This is a genomic window from Nitrosospira multiformis ATCC 25196 (assembly GCF_000196355.1).
Taxonomy (GTDB): domain Bacteria; phylum Pseudomonadota; class Gammaproteobacteria; order Burkholderiales; family Nitrosomonadaceae; genus Nitrosospira; species Nitrosospira multiformis.
In genome coordinates this window covers 1781042-1806615 of record NC_007614.1, presented here as the reverse complement: position 1 = coordinate 1806615, position 25574 = coordinate 1781042, and the positions used below count along the sequence as shown (strand labels likewise).

Annotated in this window: 14 protein-coding genes and 3 pseudogenes; 9 read left to right on the top strand and 8 right to left on the bottom strand. The window is 54.2% G+C overall.

Translation table 11 applies throughout. The annotated features are described in order from the left end of the window. Positions 1-111 precede the first annotated feature (111 nt). Positions 112-1215, top strand: a pseudogene (locus tag NMUL_RS08230) (IS3 family transposase). 76 nt (positions 1216-1291) lie between these two features. Next, positions 1292-1681 carry a hypothetical protein gene (locus tag NMUL_RS14945; RefSeq protein ID WP_146063207.1) on the top strand — a complete coding sequence of 130 codons (390 nt, stop codon included), beginning with the start codon at positions 1292-1294 and terminating at the stop codon, positions 1679-1681. A 206-nt stretch (positions 1682-1887) separates the two neighbouring features. On the opposite strand, the pseudogene NMUL_RS16595 reads toward NMUL_RS14945, so the two are convergent. Then, positions 1888-2076, bottom strand: a pseudogene (locus NMUL_RS16595) (hypothetical protein); the annotation flags it as partial. Between the two features lie 397 nt (positions 2077-2473). On the opposite strand from NMUL_RS16595, the gene NMUL_RS08215 reads away from it, so the two are divergent. Next, a complete protein-coding gene (locus tag NMUL_RS08215; protein WP_167535567.1) occupies positions 2474-5683 on the top strand; it encodes an autotransporter outer membrane beta-barrel domain-containing protein in 3210 nt (1069 codons plus the stop codon). Positions 5684-5832: 149 nt separating this feature from the next. Here the strand turns inward: NMUL_RS08215 and NMUL_RS08210 are convergent, their stop codons facing one another. Further along, on the bottom strand, positions 5833-6051 hold the full coding sequence (locus tag NMUL_RS08210) for a hypothetical protein (RefSeq protein ID WP_041352481.1): 219 nt from the start codon (positions 6049-6051) through the stop codon (positions 5833-5835). 20 nt (positions 6052-6071) lie between these two features. Here NMUL_RS08210 and NMUL_RS16335 point away from each other — a divergent pair. After that, positions 6072-6313, top strand: a pseudogene (locus NMUL_RS16335) (transposase); the annotation flags it as partial. 39 nt (positions 6314-6352) lie between these two features. On the opposite strand, the gene NMUL_RS08205 reads toward NMUL_RS16335, so the two are convergent. Beyond that, positions 6353-9736: a hypothetical protein gene (locus NMUL_RS08205; RefSeq protein WP_011380896.1), complete on the bottom strand. Its 3384-nt coding sequence runs from the start codon at positions 9734-9736 to the stop codon at positions 6353-6355. Positions 9737-10136: 400 nt separating this feature from the next. On the opposite strand from NMUL_RS08205, the gene NMUL_RS08200 reads away from it, so the two are divergent. Beyond that, positions 10137-10370 carry a hypothetical protein gene (locus NMUL_RS08200; RefSeq protein ID WP_041352479.1) on the top strand — a complete coding sequence of 78 codons (234 nt, stop codon included), beginning with the start codon at positions 10137-10139 and terminating at the stop codon, positions 10368-10370. A 348-nt stretch (positions 10371-10718) separates the two neighbouring features. Here NMUL_RS08200 and NMUL_RS08195 read toward each other — a convergent pair whose 3' ends face one another. From NMUL_RS08195 to NMUL_RS08175, 5 genes are all read right to left on the bottom strand, one after another. Then, a complete protein-coding gene (locus NMUL_RS08195) occupies positions 10719-11036 on the bottom strand; it encodes a DUF190 domain-containing protein (protein ID WP_011380895.1) in 318 nt (105 codons plus the stop codon). A 65-nt stretch (positions 11037-11101) separates the two neighbouring features. Further along, entirely contained in the window at positions 11102-11488 is a 387-nt protein-coding gene (gene crcB / locus NMUL_RS08190; protein WP_011380894.1) for a fluoride efflux transporter CrcB, read from the bottom strand. 22 nt (positions 11489-11510) lie between these two features. Further along, positions 11511-12533 (bottom strand): class I fructose-bisphosphate aldolase, encoded by a 1023-nt coding sequence (locus NMUL_RS08185; protein ID WP_011380893.1) that lies wholly within the window; start codon positions 12531-12533, stop codon positions 11511-11513. Between the two features lie 77 nt (positions 12534-12610). After that, a complete protein-coding gene (locus tag NMUL_RS08180) occupies positions 12611-14755 on the bottom strand; it encodes a hypothetical protein (protein WP_011380892.1) in 2145 nt (714 codons plus the stop codon). 241 nt (positions 14756-14996) lie between these two features. Then, on the bottom strand, positions 14997-17108 hold the full coding sequence (locus tag NMUL_RS08175) for a bifunctional diguanylate cyclase/phosphodiesterase (RefSeq protein ID WP_011380891.1): 2112 nt from the start codon (positions 17106-17108) through the stop codon (positions 14997-14999). 189 nt (positions 17109-17297) lie between these two features. Between NMUL_RS08175 and NMUL_RS08170 the strand changes: the two genes are divergently transcribed. From NMUL_RS08170 to NMUL_RS08155, 4 genes are all read left to right on the top strand, one after another. Continuing rightward, positions 17298-18242 (top strand): histone deacetylase family protein, encoded by a 945-nt coding sequence (locus tag NMUL_RS08170; RefSeq protein WP_011380890.1) that lies wholly within the window; start codon positions 17298-17300, stop codon positions 18240-18242. A gap of 334 nt (positions 18243-18576) precedes the next feature. Further along, positions 18577-19902: an ABC transporter substrate-binding protein gene (locus tag NMUL_RS08165; protein ID WP_011380889.1), complete on the top strand. Its 1326-nt coding sequence runs from the start codon at positions 18577-18579 to the stop codon at positions 19900-19902. Positions 19903-19906: 4 nt separating this feature from the next. After that, a complete protein-coding gene (locus NMUL_RS08160) occupies positions 19907-24100 on the top strand; it encodes a PAS domain S-box protein (protein WP_011380888.1) in 4194 nt (1397 codons plus the stop codon). 83 nt (positions 24101-24183) lie between these two features. Beyond that, positions 24184-25422 carry an EAL domain-containing response regulator gene (locus NMUL_RS08155; RefSeq protein ID WP_011380887.1) on the top strand — a complete coding sequence of 413 codons (1239 nt, stop codon included), beginning with the start codon at positions 24184-24186 and terminating at the stop codon, positions 25420-25422. The last annotated feature ends 152 nt before the right edge of the window (positions 25423-25574 follow it).

The window sequence follows — 25574 nt, the reverse complement described above, 5'->3', positions numbered from 1 at the left end:
GGGAGCCAGGACCAATTGTGAGATCAAGAGCAGTGATCTGCTTTAGGAATTCAGGACCAGACAGAAAGTGAGTTTTTCGGCAAACTAGACCTTGAAAGGGGGGTGTTTGCCATGAAGAAGAAGCGGTTTTCAATAGAACAGATCGTAGCGGTATTGAAGCAGGCGGAACTGGGGATGCCGGTGGCGGATCTGATCCGGCAGGTGGGGATTTCGGAACAGACGTTCTACCGTTGGAAGAAGCAGTACGCCGGGATGCAGTCGGACCAGGTGCGGGAGCTCAAGCAGTTGCAGGAAGAGAATGGGCGGCTCAAGAAGCTGGTAGCCGACTTGAGCCTGGACCGGGCGATCCTGCAGGACGTTGCATCAAAAAAGTGGCCCGGCCCGCGCTGAAACGCGAAGTGGTGGACTACATCGTGAGCCACCATGACCTGAACATGCGGCGGGCCTGCAGGTTGATGAAGCAATCGCGCAGCGTCCAGTACTATCGGAGCATCAAGGATCCGAAGCAGGCGTTGCGAGGGCGTATGCGGGAGATTGCAAAGACACGGGTGCGTTATGGTTACCGGCGCATCCACGTGCTTCTCAAGCGTGAAGGCTGGCAGCTGGGTAAAAACCAGATGTATCGGCTTTATAGCGAAGAGCAGCTACAGCTTCGCTCAAAGCTGCCCAGGCGCCGCAAGATGGTCGTGAGACGCCAGGCGAAGATCAAGCCGACCAAACCCAATGAAGCATGGAGCATGGACTTTGTGGCGGACCAACTGGCCAACGGGATGAAGTTCCGTACGCTGACGATTGTGGATGTCTTCAGCAAGGAAGCATTGGCAATCGAAGTGGGTCAGCGTCTGCGAAGCGACCATGTGGTCGCTACGTTAAATCGACTGGCCGCGGCGGGGTCCTCCTCAATATCTTTTTGTCGATAATGGCAGCGAATTCTCGGGGCAGTTGCTCGATCTCTGGGCGTACCATCACCAGGCACGGATCGACTTCAGCCGCCCGGGAAAGCCAACGGACAATTGCCACATCGAGACGTTTAACGGATCATTCCGGGACGAGTGCCTGAACTTGCACTGGTTTGAAACGCTGGAAGAGGCCAAAGCGATCATCGAGGACTGGCGGCGGGACTACAACGAGAGTCGGCCTCACTCGACTCTCAATGACCTGTCGCCAGCCGAATTTGTACACCGGGCGGGGCTTTCAAGCTTTGCCCGGGTTTAACCAGCGCCGAAAACTAACTCTCGGAATGGTCCTGGAAACCCAAGCGGATCAAAAAACGAACTTTACTAGATTCCAGATGGCACGTTTTATGGGGAGCACATCACAGGCTCAACAAAAGGATGCTGGTAAAGGGATTGAGCGCATAAGCAAAGAGCTTGGCCTTACTGAAGAACAAAGACCCAAGGTCGAAAGTATTTTTAATGTAGAGAAACAGAAAGTTGAAGCTATTTTCAACGAGGAGAGGCAAAAGCTGCAACTGGTACAGGAAGAGACGCGATCAAGTTTACAGAGTGTGCTTACGCCAGAGCAAATGGATAAGCTGGATAAAAAATGCGTGAGCAAGCTCGTAAAAACAGTGCGCCGAAAAAGTAGACATTCCCATGCGGGCAAAGGACCAGCTCAGATAGAGACCGATTTCTATTCCCGCCAAACCGCTCTGCCTGATGATCTCCATCGAAGGTGGTGAGTAGAATAAGGGCGATTTCATCTTCGCCTGCCGCCCTCGCTGCTATACGGCGATGCAATCGGTAGCTCTCATGGGTGGCGTACCGGCTTATCCGGTATATCCGGTAAAGGAATGAATTCTATCTCTTCTGTGATTTTGGCAAAGCGCTGATTATGCCAGTCCTCTTTTGCCTGTTCGATTAGATCCGGCGGGCTGGAAACGAAATTTCAGGTGAGATAATGTGATCCATCCATTAGCTCGCCGCCTACCAGCATGATTCGTGCCGGGCCTGGTCCCGACGCACACAGTATTAAATTCCTGGCCGGTTTAAGCACAAGCAGCTGGCCAGCTTCAAAGACGCCATCGGCAAGGTCCAATGTGCCCTGCACGACGTAAATGGCCTGCTCAAGGTACTCAGTGGGACTTCGATTCTTGCTCCCGGTTGAAGGAGCACATCAACCGGGAACAAGTCCGACAACGTGGCACAGGAGATCGTTGCCCCTAGAAGCTGCCGGCAATAACGCGGGGCGTCGTGCCCTGATCCTGTAAGCCTGAAGTTCTTCCTGTTTCTCCGCTGTTGCTGGAAATAAGTCATGGAGTAAATGAAAAGCGGGAGGAAGGCCTCTCTTTCGCTCGTTTTGCACGTTCTGCCAGGGCTGTAGCATGCAGTCCTTCTTTTCCTGGGGTATGGACCAGCCGGATGTCCGCATTGCTTCAAGTACCGGCTGGAGCGTTTATTCGATTCGCATCAGGCAGCGGAGCAGATTCAGGAGAATGAGCTTCAGGGCAGGCACATCATCTATTAAGGGCATTATGAAAAAAAAACCACGCTTCACATTATTCGATTTGCAGCTCGTGATTCTAGGCTCTGCGTTATCAGCCGTTTCTCCAAAACCATACGCGCAGCTGATGCTGCCATGGGATCCAGCGAGCAATCTCGTATTTAATGGTTCCCTCGGCAGTGGCGAGGTTGTCGAACTCACCAGTGTTACCGGCGATTTTAGCGGCAGCCTCGGTACAGGTCCGGGACAAGTGCAATGGACCGGCAGTGGAGGGTTTCTTTCGAATGGCTCGAATCGTATTGTCAATATCGGTGGCAGCGGCGGCACTCTGACCTGGGGGAGCGGAAATTTTGTCCCCAGCGGAGAGGCCCTCATTCTCGGCACATCCAGCGCCAACATGCTGGATTTCCAGAATGGAATCGACCTCGGTGGGGTAATCCCTACCATTCAGGTCCAGGGGGGCTCCATTGAGGGACATGCGCGGATTAACGGCACTTTGTCCGGCACGGGAGGGCTTCAGGTGATTGGTACCGGCAACGACATGCTGGAGCTGACAGGGGCCAACACATACTTGGGTGAGACCTTCGTCAATTCCAGTACACTGGTTGTAAGTGCCGACAACAACATGGGCGCTTCCATGGGGTGGCTTAGACTCTCTAATGGCACGCACCGAAATACCGCAAGCTTTACCATGACTCGTGGTGTTTTACTGGACTTTGGTGGGGGTACATTCCATACGGATGCGAATCTGGAAGTGGCTGGCCCCATCCTCAGCATGTTCGGTATGGGTAATCTCACCAAAACCGGTTCCGCCCAGCTGATCCTCAGCGGTAATAATTTCTACTTTGGCGACACCGTGATCAGCGCCGGAACACTCCAGGTTGGCAACGGTGGCATCACGGGCAGCATCACCGGGAACGTGATCAACAATGGCACGCTCGCGTTCAATCGTTCTGATGACACGAGCTATGGCGGCGTGGTTTCCGGGACTGGGGGATTAATCAAGCTGGGTCCGGGAAGACTGACGTTGACTGGTGAAAACACGTATATCGGCGGTACGGCAATTGCCGCCGGTGCCCTGCAAATCGGCAACGGCGGCACCACGGGCAGTATCGCCGGGAACGTGACCAATAACGGCACGCTCGCGTTCAACCGCTCCAATGACATGAGCTATGGCGGCGTGGTCTCCGGAACTGGCGCGCTGAACAAGCTGGGCGCGGGAAGGCTGACATTGACCGGGGAAAATACCTATACCGGCAGCACGACAATTGATGCCGGCGCTCTGCAAATCGGCAATGGCGGCATCACCGGCAGTATCGCCGGGAACGTGACCAATAACGGCACGCTCGCGTTCAACCGCTCCAATGACATGAGCTATGGCGGCGTGGTCTCCGGAACTGGCGCGCTGAACAAGCTGGGCGCGGGAAGGCTGACATTGACCGGGGAAAACACTTATACCGGCGGCACGACAATTGATGCCGGCGCTCTGCAAATCGGCAACGGCGGCACCATCGGCAGTATCGTCGGAGATGTGAATAATTTCGGCGGCATCCTCGAGTTCAACCGTTCGAATAACCTGGGCTATTCAGGGGCAATTTCGGGTTTTGGCACGATCGTCAAAGATGGGGCAGGGACACTGGAACTGACAGGGAATTCAGGAGGGTTTGTGGGTTCGATTCTCGTCAATTCCGGCACGCTCGCCGTCAATGGCATCCTGGGTGGGGTGGTGAATGTGGATGCGGATGCCCGCCTTCAGGGCAACGGGATGATCGGTACGGGAATTGTTGCCGGCACTGTTGCTCCAGGAAATTCCATTGGCACGCTTGGGGTAAGCGGCAATTACACGCAGCTTCCCGGCTCCGTCTATGAGGTTGAAATCGACCCTGCCGGAAACAGCGATCGGATCGCTGTCGCCGGCACGGCGAATCTCCATGGCGGCACGGTTGCGGTCACTCCAGGGGTGGGTACCTATTCCGCCAGCACGCGCTACACCATCCTGACGGCGGCAGGTGGGCGGACAGGAGCATTCGATGCGCTCACCCTTACCCGGACACTGCCCTTTCTGGATGTGGGATTGAGCTACGACCCGAACAACGTTTACCTCGATGCCAACCCCCTCGCATTTTGCGCCGTCACTGTTACAGCCAATCAGTGTGCGGCGGGCCAGAGTGTGGAAAGCCTGGGCTCCGGGCATTCACTGTACGACACGATTACCGGTCTTCCTGATCGGGATGCCGCGAGACGGGCTTTCGATAGCCTTTCAGGAGAACTTCATGCCAGCGCAAAGGGCGTCATGATCGAGGATAGCCGTTTCCTGCGCGAAGCGGTCAATGATCGCTTGCGTCAGTCCTTTAGCTGGCCGGGCGTGACTGTTTCCCGGGCATCGGGGCAAACCCTGCAAGAAAACAGAGCAACTGGCCACGCATTCTGGACCCGTACATTCGGTTCTTTCGGACACCGTAGCGGAGATATGAATGCGGCGCGCATCAATCGGAACATCGGGGGTTTTTTCATGGGAGGCGATACTCTTGTTGCCGACCTCCTGCGTCTGGGGATTGCCGGGGGCTACAGCAATTCGTCCTTTAATGTGAACGAACGCTTTTCAACAGGTTCAAGCGACAACTATCACGTAACGGCTTATGGCGGCACGCGTTGGCATGCCCTCGGTCTGCGTTTTGGCGGCGGCTATACCTGGCATGACTTCGAAACGAACCGCAATATCCTTTTCCCGGGTTTCAACAACCAGGCGAAAGGGGATTATCGCGGCCGCACCGGCCAAGTGTTTGGCGAGCTGGGCTACGAACTGCCGTTCAAGAACGTTTCGCTGGAGCCCTTCGCGGGGGTGGCATATGTCAATCTCGCCACCAAGGGTTTCCAGGAACGGGGAGGCATTGCAGCATTGAGCAGTTCCAGGGATAACGAAGGCGTTACCTACAGTACGGTGGGCATGAATGCGGCGAGCATGTTTTCCACGGCAGGGGGGACGACCACAAGGCTGCGGGGCAGTCTGGGATGGCGTCATGCCTTTGACAGCGTTCCAACCCGCTCGTCCGTGGCTTTCAGTGGTGGTTCGGCATTTGGCATTGCAGGCACTCCCATCGCGAAAGACGCAATGATCATAGGGGCGGGCCTGGACGCAAGCGTTGGCAAGAACGCGATCCTGGGCATTGCCTACACCGGACAAGTATTTAGCAACGTCGTGGATAACGGTGTCCGGGCAAATCTCGACTGGAGGTTTTAGCCCGCGTTTCTCATAAATGGCAGGTGCACGTGGCCGGAATCACGAGTAAGTTCTTTTACAAGAACGACTTAAATCTGAAAGGAAGGGCCGCGATGCAGACGCCTTGTAGCGCAAAAGCAATCTGCGCAGGATGTATTGGAGCTATCAAACTACTGCTCGCCGGCGGCTTTCTTGCCGAGATAGGCTGCTTGGCCCAAGCCGAATATTGACAGCAGTGTTGCATCCACGTCCGGCATGGTAACCACGCGGCGGAATTCGATGTTCTCCATGAATTCGATTGCGGATATGGCATAAATGATTACCGTGAGGATGGTGATCGCCACCATCTGGAAGTCCCCGAGATCGGGCCTGTTGTTATCATCTATCACCGTACGGCAGCCAGCCTTTTAAAAAAGGGGATGTTCCCCGCCGTATCGGTCGCACGAAAGGCGACTTGAATTCAAAACTCCATGCCGTGTGCGACGGCAGGGGCAAGCCTGTTGCCCTGCTGCTCTCCGAAGGACAGATGAGCGATTACAAGGGTGGGCCCTGTTGTTGCCTGCCCTGCCCAGGGCAAAAAAGTTGCTGGGGGATCGCGGCTATGATGCTGACTGGTTCAGGGCAGCCCTCAGACAAAAGGGTATTACGCCGCAATGGAATCTCACTTCATCCCCCCCGCTCCCAGGGCTATTACTGCCCGGTGGCAAAATATTCCAGCAGGAGTAGAAGTCCATAGCCCCCGGACGGCAATGCGATCGCCGCCCCGAATATCGGGTGCTGTGTGAAGGGGAGGAAGGCCCCTCTTTTGTTATTTTTGATCGTGTGAATTGTCCACTCGATCTGCTGCCTCTGCTTTATTTCTTCCGGTGCCTGGCCGGATAGCTGGATCAGCCTGCTCTCCAGACGCCTGATGGCCTCGCGCCGGGCTTTTTCGGCCGATCTTCGCAACGCCAGCGCATTCCCGACAACGAGTATCGCATTGAGGGAGAAGATAATGACCAGCGAGGCAGGAAACCCCCAGTTATCGATATAACCATGGCGCCCGATGATTAGAAGAACAACGATGATAAACGGGAAATAGACGAAATTGCCGATGACAGTCGTGCGTTCGGCAATCAGTTCGATGCCCAACCATTCATCCAGATTCTCTTTGTTGATGCCGCTCTTGCTGGTTATTCTCCCGAGTGTGCCGGCGGGCCAATGGATTTTATTCGTGGCAATGCAATTGACCCAGCGCCGACACAACCTTGTGGCATCCACCACATAAAATATCAGTATCATCATCGCCGTGCCGCTCATGATGAAGAGGCTATTGCTTATCAGGAAACAGCCCGAACCCCGGCAGGGCGTATTTGGAAAGCCGAACAGCATCATCGTCAGCCAGGCGAAACTTAGTGCGACAACCAGCTGCGGCAGGCCCCGGGTTGCGAAATTTTTCAGAGCGCCGAGGGAGACATATTCTCGCCAGAGGCGAACAGCATCGATCTCGTCACTACTTTGGGGACGCCAGATCTGCAGGCCCAGGATGCGTCGAATAGCCTGGGAAAAAATCCTGAATGGAAATCTCTTGTAACGGGCATCTTTTTCGGGATCACATAGGGAAGTATCGGTAAAACTTGTACCTTTATCTTCGAGATCCAGTTCGTGTGTCAGAACATTTTCGTTATTTTTCATCTTCCGCCACGAATACCATAAAAAGAGCAGACTCATGACCAGTGCGAGCAGGCAGATCGCTGCTGTTGGCCATGCGCTGATCCCTTCTGTGAGCACGAAGGGCTCGCTTCCTGCGACATCAAGCGCCTTCCAGGGCACCCATTTGACCAAGCTGTAGCATGCACCGACACCAACCACCAAACCTGCCCAGAATAATTTGGTCATGGCAAGGTTATGAAAAAAATCGGCGATCCTGGTACTGATCAGTATGATGCCAAGAATGAGAATGACGATCGCGGCGAACGCTTCTGCCAGCCACCTGAGATTTCGTTGCGTGTCGAAATAGGCATCCAGGTCTGGGCGGGTCGGATGGATGCTTTCATAAGCTGTGGAAGGTCCATGCGGATCAATGCTGATATCGAATGCTCCGGTCCTTCCGATCTCATACAGCCTCGTTCCTGTATTTGCAAAAAAATTATCCGGCTTGCCATCCCTGTTCATTTCTGCGTTCAGCTTGACGCAATTGGGGCAATTCGGTTCATCTGCATGAACAGGGGTGAGATGTTCGAGTGCCATCAAAGCGGCATAGAACAGGGATGTCTGATAACTATCTCTAAACGGGGGAATGGGTATTTGCAGTTCGGGTTGCAACTCCAATCCAAAATGTGAGGCGATGACAAGATTGTGGGTAAATTCCCACTGGGCAGGATAGGCAAGCCTGGCGTTGAGGTCGGTCGTGAAAAATATGGCGGTTGGAAACTGTGGGCGGAGTGCTTGAAGGATCAGAAGCTTGTCGTATACATCACTTCCCAGCACGCCAATTGCCCTGAATTTCCCATCCTTCGCTTCCTCCTGTTTCAGCGCCGCCGCCAGTCTGATGAGATAATCAATCTGGCTGCGGCCCTCGGGCCTTTGGTTCGCATTTCCCTTGGTCGCCGCCGACCGTCCTTCGTACCATGCCTTGCCTTTGGCCAGAACACCTTCTGTATCTTTATCGTTGCTCCTGCTTTCCGTTTTGCTGCTTTGCGATGCCGGCAGTTCGCCGTCAAGCCCTGCAAGATACGAGTGATGCGACACCCATTCCGGCCATTCGTCTCTCCGCAGCTTATTTATTTCTGTCTCCAGCTCGGGGCCGGATTTGCCGGACCCGGTTTCACTTGACGCTATCCCCACAAAGGTCCGTGGGAGGGCGCGTCCATACAGCGTATCCCACTCTGAAATCAGCGCCACCTTGAATTTGCACGATTCTTTTGTATCTTTTCCGAACTTGGTTCCCGAACAATTCTTCAACTTGAGCTGACGGCGGTTCAGTTCCTGAACCAGATGCTCGGCCAGTACTGCATCAGTGCCAATCGTCCTGCTGAAGTTTTTAATACCTGCGCACGAAAACAGGCCCTCCACAATCGGCAGATTCCCCGCCGTTTCCGTTCGTCCGTCAACCCCATCGCCGGCGAATGTTCTGCCGGGACAACTGCAGAGTTTGTCGATTGCTTCCGCTGCCTCTTTTTCCGCTTTGCTTTTATCTGGGTAGGGCGGATCGTCAAGCAGGAACGTGTCTTCCGCCGTCGCCCAGGGTGAATAAAACCGGACGTTCCTCAATGCATCGAATGGCGGGTTGGGGGAAGGGCACTGTCCGCCGGATTGCCTTGCCTCTTCGCCTAACTTGTCTTTTACTTCCTGTACCATTGCGCGCAGGCCAGTGGAGAACCGGGGACCTAGAACGTCATACGTCAGATTTATCTGATATTTCTCGAAGTTGCTGTCGAGGTGCGTCATCAACTCGCTCAAGGAGGTAAACGGATTGCGGCCGAAGTCCTGCGCTTTCAACCATATGACAAGCACATGTTTTTTGCTTTCCAGTTTTTCCTTGGGGATGAATAGCTCGGCAGGAATGACGACAGATCGGGTTGCTGCCGTCTCTTGCTGCTCGTTCTGCTTTTTCTCTTCTGCGCGATTCCAGATGAAAAAACGGATGTATTCGCCTGATTCCGGCGTGTATCCCGCAGCGCCCAAGGCGGATATCACCGCGTAACGATCGTTGAGCCGGGTTTCCGCGCCGCTGGAGTATGGGCTTCCGTCCACGAACACCGGCAGGACCCGAAGCTGGGAGGAGACGCCGGATTTTGCGAGAACATCGACAAGCCGGGCGAGTTGATGCGGCTCATCAATTTCCTTGCCCGTCTCCTTCGGTATTTTCGTTTCACCCGATTGATAGGCTTCTACCGCCTCGAACGGATCCTGCCAGAGCCGCGACTGGACAATCCCTTCTTCCATGAAAACATGGGAACTGACTCCCTTGCTGAGAGGCCGGGAGGTCTGGAGCGAGATTTCCTGGTAGATGAGAAAGCTGCTGACCATCGCAAATAGCGCAAGGATTCCGGCAAGCGGCAATTTTGGCTTCTCATCCTGTTGTTCCGCCATGTGAGGAACCTTTCAGTTGGCGGGGCAAGCGACGGTAGCCGGTTTCAAGGCCGCGCCATAGCGAGTTGCGGGAGTCGGCAGTTGCAATTATGTATAGCACAAACGCCCTTAAATGCTGAATGCGTGCATCCAATCCAGCGATTGATGCCTGGGCCCTGGGCAGAGGGGCAGGGAAACCGGTAATGACAGGACGTATGCGATGCCTTCATTCACCTGACTGGAAGTGTTCCCTCATGAAGATATAAACGTGGCTATACCGCGGGTTGTACTTCGGTCCAATAGGCAAAGCCGTTCAAGCTGGTAGTATGCAAACCGGGGAAGCAAGAGGGAATCGGAAACAGAGAGCTTCTCCAGCAGTAGTAAACGAGGTAGAAGTAGAAGTAAAAGTCATGTACATGTAATGAGTAGTAGAAGCAAACGCCACCGCGCCCGGCCGCAGGCCTCCTGCGCCGGGCTTTTTTTGCAACTTTATGACCTTATCATTCCATTCGAGATGGCCGATATGCGTGTGAAAATCATAATTGTTGCGCTGGTGATAGGGCTGGTATGGGGAGGAGGGGATTCAGACAAGGCCGGCAGCAAGGAGAGCACCTCGCCCTTTTTTATCACTGCGTATCTGAAGAGCAGTAAATAACGGAAGGCAGCAAGGGCGACAGCCGCTATTCCACATTATCGCCGTGGATGCTTATCAATCGAAGGCGGAGTTGGCGCAGATCGAATAGGATCCGGTTTTAAGAGCTTCAAGCAGGCTCGACGGGCGCAATGACAATCTTGTGGCGTTGCAGATCAATGCGCGCATAGTACCTGTAAAAATGAGAATGTCGGATGGAAATGACAGATCGAACAGCATGACCGGGTGGTGAGCAGGAACAGGCGGGAAAATCTGGAATCAGATGGAGTGCAGTTTAACTTACCTTTAGGGGGGCGATACTGATGTACTGGCGTTTCTGCTTCTGTATATTGTCTGCAGCGGAACTTACACTTACTCCGGCAAAAAACCATACTCGACCGGAAAATTGACGTAAAAAAGGTCGATGTTTTCCGCTTGCAGCAGATGCATGAAATCTTCGGCTTCTTTTTTACTGAGTACAAAGCTGACTTCCACAGGAAGATCTGCCGCCAGTTCAAGAAAGGTTTCCGTGTGCAATACGCCATGCCGACCGAAACCGGCCAAGGCGCGGGTTGCGGTACCGCCATTAAAGCCGCTTTTTTTTGCGCGCTCCAGCAGCCACTCGTACAGCAGTATGCCGTTATGCTCGCGGTATTCGCTTACGTAGAATTTGAGAAAGACTCCTTGCATATCCTCCTCCGTTTGCTTCTCTCATTCCCTGTATCATTTTTCCGGCCGGACTTGGAAATCCTCTTTCAATGCTGCGCCAGCCATTTGACTGTCATTATTCCCAGTATAGTCATCACCAGAGAGCCAGTCAGGTGTGAAAATATGATGACAAACGTCCAGGCATATTGGCCGCGCAAGAGCAGCGTAACGGTTTCGGCCGAAAAGGTGGAGAAGGTTGTCAATCCACCGAGAAAGCCGGTGATGGCAAACAGCCGTGCCTCGGGCGGGAGAAAGCTGTTGTGATGAAAATACTCGATCGCGGCCCCGATAAGATAACCTCCGGTCAGGTTAGCAGCGAGAGTACCCAGGGGAAGAGTCGGAAACAGGGGGTTTAACGTCATCCCAAACCACCAGCGTAACCAAGCGCCCAGCGCCGCACCCGCGCCTATCGCCGTTAATGCATAAAGACCCATGGCTTACACCGTGTGCGCAAGTTCAGCTGTCTTCCATCGAGCGGTTATAAAGTCCTTCCCGCGCCAAGCCATTTAACTGGCAACGTCTGGAAAACACGCGCTGTGCTTCGGCCACATTTTTTTCTTCCCCCTTCCAGGCAGCAAGAACCGGTTCCTGGAGTGCGCGCCCATAAGAAAAGCTGAGTTGCCAGGGGCAGTTTCCCCTTATGACGTTCATGGCATTCAGGTTATCGGTCGCTTCCTCGGGACTCTGACCGCCCGAGAGAAATACGATTCCCGGCACTGCCGCCGGGACATAACGGCGCAGGCAGCGGATCGTTGCTTCCGCAACTTGCTGAGAACTGGCCTGGAGTGCGCATTTCTTTCCCGGAATGACCATATTGGGCTTGAGCAGGGCCCCTTCGAACACTACGCCATGAGCGTCGAGTTCTCCGAACAAAGTCTCGAGCATGGCGGAAGTGATGCTTTCGCACCGTCCGATATCGTGCGCGCCATCCATCAGAACTTCCGGTTCCACAATGGGCACCAGGCTGGCTTCCTGACAGAGAGCGGCATAGCGAGCCAGGGCGTGACAGTTTGCGCGGATGGCATAGGCAGAAGGAAGCGAGTGCTCATCGATTTCCATGACTGCCCGCCATTTGGCAAATTTTGCACCCAACTGTTTGTATTCCGCCAGGCGGTCGCGCAAACTGTCCAATCCTTCGGTGATTTTGTTCCCGGGCTGCAGCGCCAGTGGCTTGGCGCTCTTATCCACTTTGATGCCCGGTATGATTCCCCGCCCCGCCAGTACCTGCGGAAACGGTACCCCCTCCTTCGAACTCTGCCGTATCGTTTCATCATACAGAATGACGCCGCTGATGTGGCGTTCGATACCTTCTGCGGTGAAAAGTAACTCGCGGTAGCGGCGCCGGTTTTCCTCGGTGGATTCAACGCCGATCGAAGCAAAACGTTTTTTTATGGTAGGACTGCTTTCATCCGCTGCCAGAATTCCTTTCTCCCTGGCGACGATGGCTGCGGCCACTGACTTGAGTTCATCGGTATTCATGGGCTTTTATCCTCCTTAAGCAAGCATAGATTCAGGACAGGCGGTCGGATATGCGTTTTTTCACCTTCATTACCGGGCTAGCGGATGGGTGGCGATTCAAAAACTCCTAGGTGCCACATGATGAACAGGAGAAGAAGGATTCCGATGGTTAAAAGATAGAATGGCCACACGGTTTTTTTATCCTCGTATGGATCCGCCAGTGAGCGGCGCGCTCCTTCCGGCAAGCGGGCCAGCCTGGTAAGTGACGTTCCAAACGGAATATTGATGCGTGCACGGGCATTGATGGCCCATCCATTTGCATCCAGAACCGGACCGAGGTTGCGTTTTTTCAGCTTGAACCATGCTATTAGCATAGAGGGCCCGGAAACCAGCAATATCAGGCCGATGATGGCGAGCGGTATCTGCCAGAATTCAAGCCCCAGTATACCCGTGACAATGGAAGCAACAACCCCCCCGATTGCGCCGAGGGCCAGTCCAATCGCTGCAAATATCCCGGCGAATTTACCTACATCGAATGGTTGCGCGGAGGGCGGTGGAGGGGTACCGGGAATGGGTGGGACGCCGACTCCCGCTGCCGCCGCAGTCAGTTTCTCATCCACCTCGGCGGCTTTTCGGCTAGCCATTTTTTCCAGTTGCTCATTGATGAATTTCACCAGCTTTTTGTAGGGGGACCAGAAAGCCTGACGAATGCTGATGGGGTGATCGATGATTCGCACGATCGTGGCATCCCAATCCTGGCCTTTTCGATCATAGAAGATGCCGTTCCGCCCGATCATCAGGAAATCGGAATCACCGGCGGTAAAGGCGGCTGCAATACTCATTTTCTCGGTACCACCCTTACGTATACAGTCGCAATACGCCAGATAGATTCCGCTCATGCTTGCAAACTCCGCATGCTTGGCAATGTCATCCACGATTACACACAGATCACAGCTTCGTCCATCGAGGTACAGTGTCCCCAACTGGAAGAGTGCTCTATCCCTGCCCGTATAAAAGCTCCGGAAGGATACGAAATTATTGACCAGATTGAACAGGTCACGGTGGTAGCGCAGCAGTTTTTCCACCGAATGGATTGCCTTTACTTCCTCTTCTACCGCTTTATCCTGGCTGATCAGCCTGCCGATTTCCTCCTTGTGCCTGCCGGTGGAAATTTCGCGCAAGCGTGCGTCTCCAAGAGGTTCGGCAGAGCAGGCAGGCTTGGTCGCCTGCCAGGCTTCAAATGCTGCAAACCTGTCGCATAGTGCTTTCCATTCCGAGGCTGATAAGTTTTCTTTCTCGCCGAGTGATGGTACGACGACCAGGCTGCGGAATGCATCGATTTCCTCCTGCCAGGCAGGATTGATTCCCGCCATTAATGGCAGAGGTTTTTCCGGCTCCACGGTGGCCAGAGGAAAGCTGGCGATATCTTCGCTTTTTGCCGATAGTGTTTGTGCGGCAATGCCCTTGTAGTCATCGGCGGAGCGGCTCAGGGGCACGGCTGAGCGTATGTCATAGGCAGCCAGCCGGCAGCGCGTGAAGTAATCATTGATTTTGTCTTTGACTGCGTGGAAGGCCGCCGCTGCCGCCTGCGTTTTGTCTCCCAGGAAACGTATATCGCAGTCACTTTCCCCCTTGGCTTGCCAGTTGGAATAGGCCGCAACTTCGGCAAAGAACGCATCGCTGATTTCCTGATTGATGCCCGGCTTTCCGCTCACGTCGGTTGCTGATCCACGGCACTTCATGATGTCTTCCACGGTTGCACGCAGTGCTGCATCGGGAATCTGGCTCGGGGTGATTACCCCATCGCCATTGAAATCCAGCCCCGCGACAAACTTCTCTATGTCAGCCATATCGGCAAGAGAAATTTCGGGCGCATCGGGCTTGCCCAGGCTGCTCAAGATGTATTGTGCCGATGCCAGCACCTGCTGCCCCTCGCTAGTGCTGCTGTCTATATCCGCCAGGGCAACACTGCCGGAGCCATTGACCAGCAGATCCGGATTCCTCAGCAGTTTGCCTGCCCAGGAGATCGCGGCGAGCACTTCATTTGCGTGTACATGCCCGTCATCATCATGGTCGATCAGGTCGAGTGTTTTCGTGTCAAATTCTATGCCGCGTGTGGGACAGCTCAACGCTACCCACAATTTCTGATCCAGGTCTTTTAATGCCAGCAGGTCGGCGCCGGTGTCAATTTGTACCTGATCAAAACCCCCTGCCCGGAAAAACTTCCATTGATGAGTAGTCATTGTGTCTCCTTTATTTTTTTTGGTTTTATTCCTGAACTACGTTTTTATACGAATTAATTTATAGGCATAGCATGTTTGTATCGCAAGATGTGAACGGATAGCGTTGAAACTGAAAAGTCATCCAAAGATGAATTTGGTGGCGACTGCAGGTATAACCCCGCTCCGGGAAAAGGGTCACGTTCCGATTGGACGCGCAAACCCAATGTCCCCGTTCACAACGCCGTACTTTTGAATCAAAAAGCTATTTTATGCCCTTGCCGGCCAGACCGTCGAAACCCAGTTTTATCAATGCCTTTCGCTCGACTTCATTTTGGACACCGAGCGCGATCACTTTCATACCCAAGGCATGAGCCTGTTCGCACAGATTTTTCAGGAATTTCTGGTTGGTTTTATTCTGGTTAATGCGGTGAATGAACCTGTCGGTTACTTTAAGATAGCTTAGCCCTGCCCCGGCGAGACTTTGAATGCTGTCGAGATGACGTCCGAAATCCCTGATACCAACGTGACAGCCCAACTGCCTAAAAATGTGGCAAAAATCGCGGAAGGCTTCAAACTTGCGAAAAGCGCCATACTCCGACACTTCGATCCAGAGTCGGCGGCACAGTTCGGGATGGGGGTGCAGCAGTGCGTCAAGTTTATTGCGGAAACGATAGTTAGCGACTGTTTCGATCGATAAATCAACCGCGACCTCGCCGGTATTCGATTGGAGGAATTCCAGTGCGTGACGCAATACTGCTACGTCAATGGGGCCGGTAATATTCAGACGAGCGGCGATGCTGATAAAGTCGGATGCCTCCAGCCACCCGCCTTCCGGTTGAGCTTGCATGCGTGCAACGCTTTCCTGATGCAGGACTGCGCCAGTGGGATCGATAACAGGGTGGAAAGCCAGCATGAAGCGGTTGGCAGTCAAAGCATCACTGAAAATGTGGCGCCAGTCGGAGATATTGAGGGAGACTGGAGAAGTCTGTCCCGATGACGGGGCCGCGAGATGCCAAGCGTTTGCCCCGGTCTGCTCCGCCGTGGCCAAGGCTGCGTCTGCTCTGGAAAGAAGCTCGCTGAGGGTATCACCCCGTCGATAGGGCACTGCTCCGATATGACAGAAATCAGCGATCTTGTCACCGTCACGCAGGGGGAGCGCTGCCAGCTCCTCAGACAAGCGCCTGGCAAATTTTGCCGCATTCCTGATATCAGGAGCAAGTAGGGCGAAATCCGAGCCATTCAGGCGTGCAGCAAGCGGCGGAGAAGATGTGATTTCCTCGAATTCCCCCGTGATGCCGGCGATCAGTGAGCCAACCCGATGAAGCAGTTCGTTTGCGCCAGCTCTGCCGAGTTTGCGGTTGATTTCTTCCAGATTATTGAGGCGTATAAGAAAAAAAATTCCCCGTGTGCCTTGTACCTTTCCCGTGGCCGTATCTGCATCGGTTGCAGTCGAAGCGAAAGCCTTTTCCTCGTGCAGGAAAACCTTGCCGTGTTCACCCGTAGGGCGAAATTCTCCCCCTCTGGCCTCATCCTGGACCGTCTCCCGCGCTGCTTCGCTGGCAGTCGCGGATTTCTGTTCTATTTCATCGCCTTCTTCCCTCCCAAGCAAAATCTGGCTAAGCTGGTTCATGAAGTGCTCCCGCCGGGCCAAGCCTGTGACCGGGTCGAAATTTATTCGCTTGTGCAAAGCTTCCAGGCGCTTGGTTTCTTCGATGCCGCGGTTATGCAGGCGTCTGATCATGTCATTGGTGGCACGCGCCAGACTGCGCAGTTCCGGTATGCGGGGTTCTGAAATGGTAAGAAAGCGGCGTTCTATGATCTCATCGGCCTGCTCGACCATTTCCGCAAGCGGTTTGTGGATACGCTGCAATATCATCGCCCCGATCAGCACGCATACCATCGCTGCCCCCAGAAACCAGAGCATCAGGGTTTTCGCCTGCTCCCAAAGTGCCTGATACGCGAGTTGAGCCTGGCTGACCACCTTGATCACTCCAAAATGCAGTAAGGCGTCCGATATCTGGGCTTGACCCGGTGCTGCACTGATTGGAAAGAGACGAGTGAACCATCCTGGAACAGTCGTTTCTATCTTGTTCTGCACGCGTTCTGTGATCAACTTGCCATCGGCGGAGGTGATGGAGATTGCCTGGTATTGGCCACTATCAAAAAATGCAGCGATTTGAAGACCAATGGTGATAGGGTCCTTGCGCAGTTGGGAAATCGAATATGCGAGAGAATTCGCGCTATCGATGTTTTTACGGTGAAGCTGTTGCTCCAGATAGCTTCGTGTGCCGAGCAGACTTACAAAAAGACTACCGGTAAAACTTGTGATGGTCACCAGGATAACGGCTAACCATAGTTGTCGAAAGAGAGACATTGAACGCCTTATTGTTTTAGACAGCGTCTTCAGGAAAATGTCCTGCGCAGGTGCGATGGCGGCGCGTCACGGAATTATCAACCTGGGGTGGATTCCTGAGCCATGAGATTAGCACGGAGTGGACAGGGGTTCAATTTGCAGAAAACACATCCGGAAAAGGCAACGAGACGACATCAAGAGAGGTAGCCCATGCGACCCGCTTCCCATACCGCTTTCATTTCCCATCCGGATTGCCTGTTGCACGAAATGGATTTTTATCATCCTGAGAGTCCAGCGCGGCTGAAGGCGATCGAGGACGAGCTGTCTGCTTCAGGACTGATGGATAAACTTAGACGCTATCAGGCGCCATTAGCGACTGTCGGCCAACTGGAGCGTGTGCATACACGGGAGCATATTGCAAGGTTGCACGCTGCAGCATCCCGCGCGGCTTCGGGAGGTTTCGTCTACCTTGATCCGGATACCGCCATGAACCGCCACAGCCTTGGAGCAGCTTATCGGGCCGCGGGGGCTGTTGTCCTCGCTGCCGATCTCGTGATAGAAGGAGCGGCGGAAAATGCATTTTGCAGTATTCGTCCCCCGGGTCACCACGCGGAACGCGGATACCCGATGGGTTTCTGCCTGTTCAACAATATTGCCGTAGCGGTTGCTCACGCGCTTGAAACACATGCTCTGAAACGTGTCGCGGTGGTGGACTTCGACGTGCATCACGGCAACGGTACGGAAGATATCTTTCAGCACGATCCCCGCGTCATGATGGTCTCGACATTTCAGCACCCGTTCTATCCATATAGCGGCATCGCAGGCCGTTCAGAGCGAATGGTCAACATCCCGCTGCCAGCGGGGAGCAACGGCAAGGTATTTCGCAAAGCAGTGGATGAATTCTGGTTGCCGGCGCTGGAAAGGTTTAAACCGCAAATGTTGTTTGTTTCTGCTGGTTTCGATGCTCATGCCGATGATGAGCTTGCTTCTCTGAATCTGGTGGAAGACGATTACGCGTGGGTAACTGAAAAAATCAAAGAGGTTGCCCGCGCTTATGCCGGGAAACGTATCGTATCGGTGCTGGAAGGCGGGTATGCGTTGGCTGCGCTGGCACGAAGCGTGGCAGCGCATATAGAAGTCCTTATGAAGCCCTGACAGCTCAAAACGCGCCTTTTCAACGCCCACTCTTCCCGGCACCCCTTCGACCCTTCCGGTTTACCTGAGAGTCCTTCCTCGAGCATCTCTTGCGCCCCGCCAAAGGGAATGGGGAATGTCCTGAGCCGAGCCTATCCCGACGCCGAAGGCTTCAGGACGAACGGAGAAGAGGGATACAGGTCAAAAGGAGGAGAATCAGGTTGAAAACAGGAAACCTTGTTTTCAACAGAATTTCTCCGAAGGCGTTTCGCCATCCTCCTATCAAGTCTATGATGGAAATAGCGATGAAGGGATCAGATGCGGTATTTTCCGGCTCCTATCGAAGAGGGTGGCATTGAAGGGCAACCATAAACTGGGTATTCCCCTGATTCTGTTAATTGTTCTCGTGATCATGGCGGCGGTGGTATGGCAGTATCTTGCTGGAAGTAAGCCGAGCATCAGGATAGGCGTGCTCCACTCCCTCTCCGGGGTCCTAGCTGCAAGCGAGAAGCCGTTGATTGATGCAATACAGTTGGCCGTTGAGGAGGCCAATGCGGCGGGAGGAATCCACGGTCATGAAATTGAAGCTGTGGTAGCGGATTGCAGGTCAGACGCGGGTCATTGCGCCCGGGAGGCCGAACGCCTGATTCTCGAAGAGAGAGTGGAGGCATTATTCGGTTGCTGGACTTCTACCTGCCGCAACGCGGTGAAATCGGTTGTAGAACGACACGATCACCTGCTGTTTTATGCGCTGCGGTATGAGGGTATGGAACAGTCGCCTAATATCATCTACGGAGGTGCAGTACCAAATCAATTGGTGATGCCTGCTGTGTACTGGGCCCTGGAAAATCTAGGTAACCGGAAACATGCACGTCATAGTGGCAAACGGGTCTATCTAGCAGGATCAGAGAATGTTTTTTCGCGAGTCGTGAATATTCTTATCAAGGATGTTCTGGCAGTAAACGGCGGAATCGTAGCGGGGGAATATTATCTGCCTCTTGGTTCCCAAAACATGGAATCTCTTGTAGAGGATATCGTGGATCAACAGCCCGATCTGATATTGAGCACGATTGCGGGCGCCTATAACGCCGGGTTCTTTCAAACATTGAACAGGAGGGGAATCACAGCGGAGAGCACCCCGGTATTGTCGTTCAGCGTTACCGAAGTAGTGCTGTCGGGACAGGATAAGATACCAATGACGGGACACTTCGCTGTCCGGAATTATTTCCAAACCATTCCTTCGCCGGAGAATCAGGCATTCGTCAAGCGGTTCCACGACCGTTATGGGGAGCAAGCAGTCGTTGACAGCCCAGCGGAAGCCTCCTACGTCAACGTGCGCATGTGGATCCAGGCCGCCGCCGAGGCGGGCTCAGGTAACCTGGCAAAGGTACAAAGATTGATCCTGCGTCAAAGCCTTCCTGCCCCGGAGGGGATCGTCGCGCTTGATCCGGTTACGCGCCACGCATGGAAAGTGGCCCGGGTTGGCAAAGTGCGGGAAGACGGCCAATTCGATATTGTGTGGGATTCCACGCGACCGCTGGAACCATCGCCATTCCCGTCCTATCGGTCGCGTGAAGAGTGGAACGTCCTGCTGGAGAAGGTGCTGAACACGCCTCCGATCCTGCAGACCACACAATTCAAGGGAAAACCCGCCGGTGCTTCCCCGAAGCCGGGAGGGTGAGACGATGATACGCTTTACCTCGCTTACACAGCGTTTTGCTGTCTGGTTTGTAGCCGTTTCCTTGCTGCCTATCCTGATCATTGGTTATGCCCTGTTGGGCACCTTTGAGACGGAGGCGGAAAAAAGCGCGATTCAACAGGTATCAGCAATCGCCGACATGAAAGCGGAACAGATTGACAGCTATCTGCGCGAGCGTTTGCTGGACGCGAGGGTGATCCAGACAACCAGTACGACACGCATGGCTATACAGGACTTCAGCCGGGTGTACGTGAAGAGTGGAGTGGACTCCAATGCCTATCGGCAACTGGATACATTTTATCGCGAACATTTCAAGCGCTTCGTAGAGGATGCGGGGTATTACGATCTATTCCTCATCTCCCCCCAAGGTGAAATCGTCTACAGCCAAGCCCATGAATCGGATTTTGCGACGAGCTTGATCACCGGCCCGTATCGAAACAGCGGTTTTGCCTTTGTTGTGCGTGCTGCACTCAATACCTTGCAGAGCGGCGTCTCGGATTTCGAATACTACCCGCCCTCGAGAGGCGCAATTGCCGCCTTCATGGCATTGCCCATCATGGCTGATGGAAAACTGGAAGGTGTTTTGGCGCTGCAAATCTACAGCGAACGCGTGTTCGAGGTTGTCACTGATAATGTGGGACTGGGAACAAGCGGTGAAACTGTCGTAACGCGCCTTCTCAACGATCGCACTGCGCTTGTGATCGCGCCGCTCAAGCATCAGTCGAATGCCGCACTGCAATACAGGATACCTCTCTCCACTCCACCATTTTCAATTGTAGTTCATAGCGGATTGCACGGAGAGCGGGGGGGCGGAGTGAAAATGGATTACCGCAACAAGGAAGTGGTGGCCGCCTGGCGTTACCTGCCGCGCATGAACTGGGGTATCGAGGTCAAGATGGATGCTGAGGAAGTGTTTGCTTTTGTTCCGAGGGTGCGCAACTACAGCTTGATCGTCCTGGGCTTCATCCTGATTGCTGCCATGCTGGGAGCTTTGCTGTTCAGCAGGCGCGTGGTTACCACACTGAAAAATCTCAGCCATAGCGCGCAGCACATCGCCGGTGGAAATCTCAAGCAGCGTGTTCCCGTTGCGGGATGGGACGAAATCGGCCAGCTCGCCAGTACTTTCAACACAATGACCGAGCGCCTGACCGCCAGCAATCGCCAGCGAGATGTAGCTGAAAACGATTTGCGCCAGCTCAACCAGGACCTCGAAAACCATGTTGCCGAACGCACAGCTGACCTGGAGCAGGCGAATGCAGTGCTCATCAGCAAGGAAGAGGAAATGCGCTCGATCGTGGAGCACATGGTGGACTGCATCATTACGATCGACGACAAAAGCATAATACGCTCGGTCAATCCCGTTATCGAAAAACTCTTCGGTTACACCCGGGAGGAAGTAATCGGTCAACCCGTCTCCATTCTGATGCCCGAACCTTTCCGCAGCGGTCATGAGGGATACGTCGAAAGATACTACCGGACCGGAAGGGGGCGGTGCGAATTCGATCACATTCTGACGCTGGAAGTCGAAGGAGTGCATAACATCGGCATGGGCCGCGAAGTGGAAGGCCGGCACAAGAATGGTGAACTCATCGATCTGTATGTCGCAGTCAGTGAATACTTCGTGGGGGGCAAACGTTATTTCACCGGGGTTTTGCGCGATATCCGCGAACGCAAGCGGGTCGAACAGGCTTTGCGCAACAGTGAACAACGTTTTCGAGCCATCGTGGATAATCTGGCCGCTCTTGTTGGCGAAATGACCCCCGATGGAGTGCTGGTGGAGATGAATCGCACCGCTCTGGAGGTGGGCGGCCTGCAGAGCGGAGATGTCATTGGCAAATGTTTGTCCGAGACCGAATGGTTTTCCTATAAGCCGGAGGTGCAACAACAGATCCGCGACGACATCCGGCGGGCAGTGGCGGGCGAGATCGTGCGCCATGACGTTGCGATTCGCATTGCCAATGGCGATCTCATGACAATCGATTTCATGCTGGTACCGGTGCGTGATGATAAAGGCAAGGTGATCAAGCTGATTCCGTCCGGCATCAATGTCAGTGAGAGAATCAGGATTCTCAAGGACCTCGAACAGGCTCGGCATGAGGCGGAGCAGGCCAACGAGGCAAAATCCATCTTTCTTGCAGCCATGAGCCACGAGATACGCACTCCCATGAATGGCGTGATCGGCATGGCTGACGTGCTGCAGCAAACCAGCCTGAGCGGTTATCAGATGGAGATGGTCGATCTCATCCGTGAATCGGCTTTTGCGCTGCTGGAAATCATCGAGGATATCCTGGATTTTTCAAAAATCGAAGCAGGAAGACTCGAAATCGAGCAGGCGCCGATGTCCGTGGAAAAGGTCGTGGAAAAAGCATGTGCCATGCTCGAAAGCCTGGCTGCCAGGAAAGCTGTGGAACTTACCCTGTTTCTCGACCCGGCGATACCTGATGAAGTCCTCGGTGATGCACTGCGGTTGCGCCAAGTGCTCGTCAATCTTGCCAATAACGCTATCAAGTTTTCCAGCGGATTACAGGAGCCGGGGCGGGTGTCGGTGCGTGCGCTGCTCGTTGAGCACGACCAGGATACGGTAACGGTGGAATTCGAGATAACCGATAATGGCATAGGCATGAACGAGGAGGTACAGTCGCGGCTTTTCACCTCTTTTACCCAAGGAGATACGTCCACCACCCGGCGGTATGGTGGAACCGGACTGGGGCTGGCGATCACTCATCATCTGGTGGAATTGATGGGAGGGAGTATCCAGGTCCGGAGTGCTCCGGGCGAAGGGTCGGTTTTCACTGTGCGGTTGAGCTTTGACCTCATTCCTTCCTCGCACATGGAAGATAAGGTTATCGATCTCACCGGCATCTCCTGCCTGGTAATCGGTGCTGAAAAAGGTTTGGCGGACGATCTGGCGGTATATCTGAGATACAGCGGCGCGGTTGCAGAGCGAGTGATCGATTTGCCAGCCGCACTCAAGCGAATCGAGGTACTTCCGCCCGGCCTGTGGCTGCTGGTCATAGATGCCGGGCATGAAACACCCCCCCTTGAAGAGTTGCGTGCCGCCTTCCGTTCCCGTCCTGACCTGGATCCGCATTTCGTAGTCCTCGAGCACGGCCATCACGAGCCTGATATTGAGCCCCGCTTTGTCGTCATTCGTCGCGGGCGGAGGCGGCATGAGCGTACCGAAGAGGTCGATACCGTTACGCTGGATGGCGATGTCATGCACCGTGACGCCTTCCTGCGGGCAGTCGCGCTCGCTGCCGGAAGGCTGCAGGAGGAATTACCCGTCCCGCCCTCCGAGGAGGTGAAGGCGGTAGCGTTGCCGTCGCGAGAAAAGGCACTCAGTGAAGGCAGGCTCATTCTCGTCGCTGAAGACAGCGAAATCAACCAGAAAGTGATCCGGCAGCAGCTTTCCCTGCTCGGTTATGCGGCGGATATTGCGAAGGATGGAGGGGAGGCGCTCAAACGCTGGGAAAGCAACAACTATGCATTGCTGCTGACAGACTTGCATATGCCGGAAATCGACGGGTATCAACTGACCGCGGCAATTCGCCTCAAAGAGGGGGAGCAAGGCGCTGCGCGCAAGCCGATTATTGCCATTACGGCCAATGCACTCAAGGGTGAGGCTGAACATTGCCGGGCGGTGGGCATGGATGACTATTTGAGCAAGCCGGTGCAGCTCTCGCATTTGAAAGCGGTGCTACAGAAGTGGCTTCCTTCTCCCGGCAGCAGCACTGAATTGCTCGAACTGGCTCCACCAGGTTCTATCGCGCCTTCCGCCATACCTGTTGCTCCCGCTACGCCCGGGGAATCTGCTGCTACCGGCGCCCCCGCTCTATCCACGGTTGTGGCAAAACCTGTCGATGTCCATATCCTTGAACAACTTGTAGGGAACGACCCCGCCGTGATCAATGAATTCCTCCAGGATTTCCGGGCGAGTGCACGAAAAACAGCAGAGGAGTTGCAGGCAGCGTGTCTGGCCGGTGATGCGAAAATAGCCGGCGGTATCGGACACAAGCTTAAGTCCTCGGCTCGCTCCATAGGCGCATTGCAATTGGGTGAGTTGTGCGCTCAAATGGAACAGGCGGGCAAGGCGGGTGACATGACTCGGTTGAATGAGCTATTGCCATCTTTCGAATCGGAATTCGCCGCTGTGGATAAGTATATCGGCTCATTGGCATAATATCGTCGGCTGATAGACAGGTTGCCCCCAGCGATGTTCGAATTCAGAAACCTGACTGAACAATAACTGAAAAGATAAACGTTATGGTCGAACGATCGGCAGTGAAGATTCTGGTGCTTGACGATGAGTCTTTCATGCTCAAGCTGTTGAATCGCATTTTATCCAATCTCGGATATGCCTCGATCACGCTGTGTGATAGCGGGGGGACCGCGCTGGAGAAAATAGCCAATACGGACGCTGATACAGTACCCGATGTGATACTGCTGGATCTCAACATGCCCGGAATGGATGGGATCGAGTTTGTGCGGCACCTCGTGGATCTTCACTATCCCGGCAGCCTCATATTGGTCAGTGGTGAGGATGAACGCATACTTCAGACCACTGAAAAACTCGTGCGTGCTCACAAAATCCCCATATTGGGTTACCTGCATAAACCCGTGACGCCTGACGCTCTGGCTGCCATGCTGGGAAAGTGGGCGCCGCCTTCCGCCAGTGCCCCAGGTACAGCGAAGAAAGTCTACAGCGCGGATGAGCTTCGTGCCGCCCTAAAAGAGAGTGAACTGATCAACTATTATCAGCCCAAGGTCGCAGTGGCGAGTGGTGAAGTGGTCGGCGTAGAGACACTTGTAAGATGGCGTCACCCTAGGGACGGAATAGTATTTCCAGATCAGTTCATTGGAGTGGCGGAAGCTTCAGGGTTGATCGATGATTTGACTCAGACCGTATTTACTGCCGCCATGACTCAGGCAAAAGCCTGGCAGGAAGCCAGGCTGCCACTGCGGATTGCCGTCAACGTTTCCATGGATAACCTCGCGTCGATCGATTTTCTGAATTTTGTGGCGGAAGCCGCGGCAAAGGAGGGGATAGCCCCGCAAAATGTGGTGCTGGAAGTAACTGAAAGCCGACTGATGCAGGATACACGGGCGCCCCTTGAGATTCTGACGCGGCTGCGTTTGAAGCGTTTCCGCCTTTCCATCGATGATTTTGGCACAGGGCATTCATCACTGGCCCAGTTACGCGACATTCCTTTCGACGAACTCAAGATAGATCAGGGTTTCGTACATCGCGCATCGACGGATGAGACCTTGCGGGCAATTTACGACGCGAGCTTGTCCCTGGCACGACAATTGAATATGGAAGTCGTGGCGGAAGGCGTACAGGATCAGGAGGATTGGGAACTTCTGCGCCGTACAGGGTGCGATCTTGCGCAAGGAGCTTTTGTCTCGCGCCCTCTGCTGCCGGAGGATGTGCCTGGCTGGATAGAACTGTGGCGGGAACGGGTTCGAACCCAACTTTTTCCGAGGGAAGATGCAAAGGAATAATCGGCAGGGCGAGAGACAGAAGCAATCTCCGCGGGAATGACGGGAGCATCCGCAGTTTTCAGTCTTTCACGCCACTTGCCCAGTCCGCGGATCCGTTTGTTCAACCCTGGCGAAGATCCTTACGCCGCTAAAGGTTTTTTTATGCAAGTTGC

Coding starts and splice junctions, on each gene's coding strand:
- NMUL_RS08185 (WP_011380893.1), bottom strand. CDS start 12,533: ATGAATACCGATGAACTCAAGTCAGTGGCCGCAGCCATCGTCGCCAGG.
- NMUL_RS08215 (WP_167535567.1), top strand. CDS start 2,474: ATGAAAAAAAAACCACGCTTCACATTATTCGATTTGCAGCTCGTGATT.
- NMUL_RS08195 (WP_011380895.1), bottom strand. CDS start 11,036: ATGCAAGGAGTCTTTCTCAAATTCTACGTAAGCGAATACCGCGAGCAT.
- crcB (WP_011380894.1), bottom strand. CDS start 11,488: ATGGGTCTTTATGCATTAACGGCGATAGGCGCGGGTGCGGCGCTGGGC.
- NMUL_RS08155 (WP_011380887.1), top strand. CDS start 24,184: ATGGTCGAACGATCGGCAGTGAAGATTCTGGTGCTTGACGATGAGTCT.
- NMUL_RS08160 (WP_011380888.1), top strand. CDS start 19,907: ATGATACGCTTTACCTCGCTTACACAGCGTTTTGCTGTCTGGTTTGTA.
- NMUL_RS14945 (WP_146063207.1), top strand. CDS start 1,292: ATGGCACGTTTTATGGGGAGCACATCACAGGCTCAACAAAAGGATGCT.
- NMUL_RS08180 (WP_011380892.1), bottom strand. CDS start 14,755: ATGACTACTCATCAATGGAAGTTTTTCCGGGCAGGGGGTTTTGATCAG.
- NMUL_RS08205 (WP_011380896.1), bottom strand. CDS start 9,736: ATGGCGGAACAACAGGATGAGAAGCCAAAATTGCCGCTTGCCGGAATC.
- NMUL_RS08175 (WP_011380891.1), bottom strand. CDS start 17,108: ATGTCTCTCTTTCGACAACTATGGTTAGCCGTTATCCTGGTGACCATC.
- NMUL_RS08200 (WP_041352479.1), top strand. CDS start 10,137: ATGAGTAGTAGAAGCAAACGCCACCGCGCCCGGCCGCAGGCCTCCTGC.
- NMUL_RS08170 (WP_011380890.1), top strand. CDS start 17,298: ATGCGACCCGCTTCCCATACCGCTTTCATTTCCCATCCGGATTGCCTG.